Below are 6,144 nucleotides of genomic sequence, written 5' to 3'. Positions count from 1 at the left end.
CGCCAACACCTTCCTGCTGGCCGCCGGCCACCCGATCGGCAACAGCCTGGCCGAGCCCGACCTGGTCGAGCAGGCGCGGGCCGTGATCGAGGCCATGAAGGCCCGCGGCGCCGAGGTGCCGATCCCGGTCGACGTCGTGACGGCCAAGAGCTTCGGCGCCGATACGGTAGCCGTGACCAAGGCGGCCAGTGCAGTGGCCGACAACGACCTGATCCTGGACATCGGACCCGAGACTGCAGCCCGGCTGGCCGAGCAGCTGCAGGCGGCCGGCACCATCGTCTGGAACGGCCCGCTCGGTGTGTTCGAGTTCGCCGCGTTCGAGAACGGCACCCGGACGATTGCCCAGGCCGTCGCCCGAAGCCAGGCCTTCAGCATCGCCGGCGGCGGCGACACCCTGGCCGCGATCGCCAAGTACCAGATCGCCAACCAGGTCGGTTACATCAGCACCGGCGGCGGCGCCTTCCTCGAGGTATTGGAAGGCAAGGTGTTGCCAGCTTTCGAGGTGCTGGCACGCCGAGCCACCTGATATCAGGCAGACCCACCCAATTTCACCTCGCCATTGGCATGCACGAGTTCATACGTATGAACTCGGCACCGTCAAGCCGGTGCGCGTCGATTGTCCATCTCGCCCCGGGAAGCACTTTCTCATGCGTAAGTAACATCCATTGGAACTGCCTTCGCCCTGCTCCATCCAGGGAATCCGGGCTGTCTGCTGCTCCTTCGGACCGCGATGAGTTCATACGTATGAACTCCTGCAACCTGTCGGGCCAGGATGATCGCCATGGGTTCCTCGTGCTGCGGCTGGTGAAGCTGCCGCATCGGCGGATGATTTCAGCACGCTCAACGGCGCCGGACGCAGGCCAGCCTGTCCAGCGCCGGCCAGCCCATGGAAAGCCATCGGCCAGCACCATGCGGATCGGCAAGCCTCATGGCTGAGCCCGGCATCCCGCGACATGGATCTGGCCTCGACAGGTGAGTTCTTGTGGGGAGCTAGCCACTGGCTGTGCTGGCATGGGAGGGCTGCGAGCCGACATCGATGACGCTGCATGACCCTGCCATCGCCATCCATCGTGGCACCGGGAACGCTCGTCATTCGCAGGTCGCAGCCTGGGAGGAGTTCATACGTATGAACTCACCCATGAACAAGTTCAGACCAATGAAGTCTGGGCGTCGGGGATGTCACGGCGGCTGAACCATTCGCCGAAGGTCGAGCGGAACGGCTTGCCATCGCGCCGATAACGCTTGGCCATCGGAAAGGCAGCATGGAACTGGACCAGCAACTCGTTCTGCTCATCAGCCGCCATGGCATTGAAACTGGCGATTGCCGCATCGAGCCTGGCACTGCGCTCCTTGTCCTCGGCAGGGTCGGCCACGGCCTGGGCCCGACTGGGGGTCTTCTTCGGCTTGGACGCAGGAGCCTCGCTCTTGATCCTCTGCTTGGCCGAGAGGTAGTTGTCCTTGAGCGCGGTTCGCATGAAGGCGGCTGGCGAAGCCAGGGCAGGCTTGCTCAGGTCCGCCATGCGCCCTTCCACCAGCTCCAGGGTCGAGCGCAGGTAGGCGTCCTCATGCTGGGACAGCAGATCAATGGCTTGGCGTTCGGTGAAGCCAAGCGCCTTGACCCGGTCGAGCAGCTCGGAATCGACGACCGGTGCCGGTGGCAGCTCCAACGTGGCTTGCTGGGAAAAGGACACCAGGAACTGCAGGTCAGTCACGCTGCGACCCTTCTTGGTCTCGATCAACTCGACGCGGATATCGGTCCGGTTGACCTCCTCGATGGCCGGATTGAGGGTATCGCGCTTGAAATAGCGGAACTCGGGAAACTTGACGGAGCCGACCGGCTTTCCGGTCAGCGTGTCATGCCACCAGTGCCAGTGCTGGCGTGCCGTCTTGCCGCCCACGTTGGTGAGATAGCGCTTGGCGATCTCGTAGAGGGCCGTTCCGGCCACCGTCTTGAGCGAGGTGAGGTGGTAGATAGAGAGCTTGGTGTAGAAGTCCGGATTGCTGAGAATGTCCCGGGTGCTGCGCGGGAACTCCCAGCCGACCAAGGTCGGTCGCCGGCCGGAGCCCTTGAGCACATGCACGGTACCGATCAGCTGGACTGAAGTGAAGCGACCGGTCGGGTCATCCGACTCGACCAGGGTGGTCTGCAGCTGTTGCAGACCAGCGATCAGCATCTTGTGGTCCTTGCTGCCCCAGGAGGAATCGTGGGCCAAGTCGCCCGAGGGGATCCAGAAGTAATCCTCCGGATTCGGACAGGCATCCCAGGCGGAAGGCGCATTGCTGCCGGGGTTGCCCTGCTTCTGCGCATGGTAGAGCAGCACATTGAAGATGCGTCGCCCCATCATGGTGAGAGTCGGCCCCGACTTGACCCGTACACCAACGGCGCTGTTGGCCTTGCGGAACTCCCGGCTGCTGGCTTCTAGCACTTCAAGCTCGGTACCAGTCTCTGATTTCTTGCGAGTTGCCATGTTCAGGCTTACACGTGATTTCTCAAATTCACTTATCGTACCGGAGTTTCATGAACGTGAGATCAGGTATTTCACCTATGCAGCAGTGAAAAGTCCAGTCCGGCTTGCTCCCTACAAGAGCTCACCATGCACACACTGGAAGCCTGTAGCGCCCTATGGGTTCTCACTCAAATGGGCAAGACAGGGGCCATAGATCCCTATAAACCCTCACATGGGAAGCCAAATGCCTTCCTAGCTCCCTACAAAGCCTCACAAATGGCTGGCAGCTCGTAGCTCCCCATCAAGGCTCACGCATCAAGATGCCGCTCAGCCCGCATGCCATGTCGATCCGTGAATGCAGGTCGTTCCAATCTAGGCTGGCAACAGGCATCGAGGAGAAAAGCCTTTCTCCCTACAAAAGCTCACGTTTCATGGGGCTAGCTCCCTATGAAAGTACACATCAAGAGCCTAGATCCCCATAAAAGCTCACGCAAGTTCATCGAAAGGGCTCGTAGTGCCCTACAAAGTCTCACGTCCGGGCAACGGGGCACAGTTATCCACAGGCTAGCTCCCTAGAAAAGCTCACGGATCGTGCCTAGCTCCCCATGAAGTCTCACATGTGAGTCGACTAGCTCCCTACAAGCTCTCACTTCACCCCCTCGTAGCTCCCTATGAATACTCCGGGAAATATATATAAGCGTTTGTTTTAAAACAAATTTTTTCAACGTCAACTGTTATCAAGCTGTATGTTTCAATACTGCAGTGAAGTTGATCCAACCAGCAAGAAAAACAGCCATGTATTTGATTTCATTAAGAAAATAGCATGACCTGCATATCAAGCGTGAGACTTCATGGGGAACTAGCGACAGCAAACCGAGACATCGGGACCCGGACACCGCTTGCTCGAGTTGAAAAGTTTTTACATGAAAAAATATAAAAAACTTCCTAAGCATCATTGAGACAGGTATGATAGGAACCTATCGAAGACTTGGAAGTCAAAAATGCCGCGAGCCGTAGAGTTCAAAACATCAGTTGCCATAGCCCTGTGCGGAATGGAGATCACGCCCAAGAAGCTGCAGGAGCTGGTAGGCCGTGAAAAACCGGCAGGCCAGCATCACATGCGCTACCTGCCTGCCGACATGATGGCTGCCCGCTACCATGCAGCGGGACTGGACGTCCCGACGAGCGACGAGCTTCAATCGGCAGCAAGCCGTTTCCCGGCGCTGGTGGTGACTCGCATGACCAAGGGAGGCGTTGGCAAGACCAGCCTGTGCGTCAACATTGCCGCCACGCTGGCGATGATGGGATACCGCGTGCTGGTCATCGATGCCGATCCCCAGGCTTCGGCCTCCAACCTGCTGGGCGTCGAGACAGCGTCTTACGACACGCAGATCACGCATATCGGCCATTTCCTGACCAAGCCCAAGGCGGACAAGGAACCCGACCAGGACCTGCCTGACGCCATCGTGCACATCTACGAAGGGGGCTTCCTGGACTTGATTCCTTCCGACATCACGCTGGCCGAGTCCGATGCCAGCTTGGTCACTGTCATGGCCAGCCATGCAAGGGCCCACCTGTTCCTGAACCGCAATGCGGCCTTCCTCTCGCGGCACTATGACGTGATCTTTGTCGATACGGCCCCCGGAACAACCCCCATCGGACTGGCGTTCTCCTATGCCGCGAAGGAAGCCGGCAAGGTGCTGACCGTGGTCGAGCCGGAAGGCAGCTGCCTGCGGGCGCTGGACTCGCTGGCATCCAACCTGGCCGAGATCAACACCGTCACCGGCGCCGAGGTCGGCATGGAGGTGGTGATCAACAAGTACCACCCCTCGCTCAAGCATGTGCGGGAGTCGATGGGCTTCCTCTACGCAAAGTACGGCGCCATGCTCAACGACTCCATCATCCCGCAGTTCACCGGCTTTGCCCGCCAGCTCAATCCTGGCAACCGTGATGCGGCGCCCCTGGTTGAAGTCGAGCCGAGCTCGGTCGGCGCAGCTGCCATCTTCGATGTCGCCAAGAGCCTGGTTCGCAGTTTCAACATCACCCAGCCCGGTCTTCCCGCATCCGCATAATCATGGCAAGAATTCCTCCCAAGTTGTCGGGACTGGTCAAGTCCGGTGCCGTCGTGGCCGCCACGCCGGTCCAGGATCTGGCTGACTTCTCGGCTCCAGTGGCCACTGGCAAGACTGGCACCCTGCTCGGCTCACAGGCCCTTGCTCCTGGGGTGGCGGCTGAATTGCCGTCGCCTGCGGCCCATGCCGTGCGGTACATCGCGGTCGACCTGATCGATCCCAACCCGCTGGCTCCGCGCGCCGTCTACACGCCGGAAATGATCCAGGCGCGAGCCGACGATCTGCGCACCCAGGGCCAGCATGATCCGATCCATGTCACGCCCAACCCGGCCCGGCCAGGGCGCTACATCATCTGCGATGGCTGGACCCGGGTCCAGGCCTGTCTGGTCCATGGCACGCTCAAGACCTTGCGTGCCGAGGTCCACCAGGGTCTCACCCATGTGGATTCGGCAATTTTCGGCTATCAGCAGAACGAGGGTCGCAAGCAGCATTGCGATCTCGACCGCGCGATGTTCTTCGAGAAGCTCAAGGGAACGGGCTTGTCCGCCGTGCAGGTATCGACGCTGACCGGCATCCCGGAAAACCGCCTGAGCATGTACAAGGCGCTGGCCCAACTGCCTGCCGTCGTGGTGCAGCAGATCGAGAAGGCGCCAGAACTCTTCGGCTACAACGCGGGGGCACAACTCGCGCGCCTGTGTCCTGCCAACGCGGCGGCCAGTGATCCTGGCGTGGTCAAGGCGGCTCGAATCGCCGAGGCCTTTGCGGCGGGTGACAAGACCTTCAAGTGGCTCAAGGCACAGGTCGAAACCTTTCTGGCACACAAGCCGCGCACCGTGCTCAAGACCGGAGCGAACTTCCGTTATCCGGAAGGCTTCCTGCGCGGCCGCGGTGACACGGTCCAGCTCGAGCTCCACATTGACCAGCCCGAGCGCCAGGCCGCCTTGCTGGAAGAACTCAGGACCTTCCTGCGTGAGCGGGGCATCGTCGAGTTCTCCGGAGCGACGGTTGAACAGTTGCCTGTGGCGGATCAGGGGACCGATCCTGGCCAGGCTTGAGCAGCAAGAGTTCATACGTATGAACTCCGCCAGGCGCCAGCTGGGCATATTGCCGCGCGTATCAGGCTGCCAGGGCATCAGCTCTGCAGCGACTTACAGGCCATCAACAATCACATGAAAATGCGCTCCAATCGAGTTCAGCGCAGGCCGGCTTCATCAGCTCCCACTCGGCAGGAGCCCTTGACTGACAGACGGTTCGAGGACCTGCTGCATCAAGCCAGCGCCTTCTTTGCCCAGTCCGAAAGAGATCCCGAGGCCGAAAAGCTGGCGGCCATCGCGGAGATCATCGAGACCATGAAGCGCTACGGGCTCACGGTGGAAGACCTGCGCGCGGCTGAGTGAATGGCCACTGCGAACGCGGTCCCGCTCAGTTGCAGCCAGGCAAGATCGTGACCCCGGCGGCCCAGCCTAGCCACCCCCAAACTGACTCTGGAGGCGGCTGCCGAGGCAGGGGACGAAGTTCATACGTATGAACTCGGGGTCGCAGCGCAGCCGAACTGGATCGCTGTGGAATGGCAATTCATCGCTATTCGATCGCTACTGGACCGTTAGGGCCTGTTAACGCAATCG

6 protein-coding genes are annotated in these 6,144 nt (G+C 60.5%); 5 read left to right on the top strand and 1 reads right to left on the bottom strand.

Features of this window, described 5'->3' with window-relative positions; all coding sequences use genetic code 11:
* Positions 1 to 526, top strand: a 526-nt coding sequence (gene pgk, locus C6P64_RS12895) for a phosphoglycerate kinase (protein WP_105748974.1), incomplete at its 5' end; no start/stop codon positions are given.
* 218 nt (positions 527 to 744) lie between these two features.
* The gene (locus C6P64_RS17995) at positions 745 to 936 is read left to right on the top strand and encodes a hypothetical protein (protein ID WP_146115923.1); all 192 of its coding nucleotides are present in this window, start codon (positions 745 to 747) and stop codon (positions 934 to 936) included.
* A gap of 212 nt (positions 937 to 1,148) precedes the next feature.
* Here the strand turns inward: C6P64_RS17995 and C6P64_RS12890 are convergent, their stop codons facing one another.
* Complete coding sequence (locus C6P64_RS12890; protein ID WP_170073102.1) at positions 1,149 to 2,426, bottom strand: replication initiation protein; 1,278 nt, start codon at positions 2,424 to 2,426, stop codon at positions 1,149 to 1,151.
* Between the two features lie 1,073 nt (positions 2,427 to 3,499).
* On the opposite strand from C6P64_RS12890, the gene C6P64_RS12885 reads away from it, so the two are divergent.
* From C6P64_RS12885 to C6P64_RS18220, 3 genes are all read left to right on the top strand, one after another.
* Positions 3,500 to 4,519, top strand: coding sequence for a ParA family protein (locus tag C6P64_RS12885; RefSeq protein WP_281257967.1), 1,020 nt, complete (start codon positions 3,500 to 3,502; stop codon positions 4,517 to 4,519).
* A 2-nt stretch (positions 4,520 to 4,521) separates the two neighbouring features.
* Complete coding sequence (locus C6P64_RS12880) at positions 4,522 to 5,574, top strand: ParB/RepB/Spo0J family partition protein (protein ID WP_105748971.1); 1,053 nt, start codon at positions 4,522 to 4,524, stop codon at positions 5,572 to 5,574.
* Positions 5,575 to 5,754: 180 nt separating this feature from the next.
* Positions 5,755 to 5,916: a hypothetical protein gene (locus C6P64_RS18220; RefSeq protein ID WP_170073101.1), complete on the top strand. Its 162-nt coding sequence runs from the start codon at positions 5,755 to 5,757 to the stop codon at positions 5,914 to 5,916.
* Positions 5,917 to 6,144: the final 228 nt, after the last annotated feature.

Source organism: Malikia granosa (assembly GCF_002980595.1).
Lineage (GTDB): Bacteria > Pseudomonadota > Gammaproteobacteria > Burkholderiales > Burkholderiaceae_C > Malikia > Malikia granosa.
Note: the sequence above shows the minus strand (reverse complement) of the source record. Positions and strands in the feature narration are given on the sequence as shown.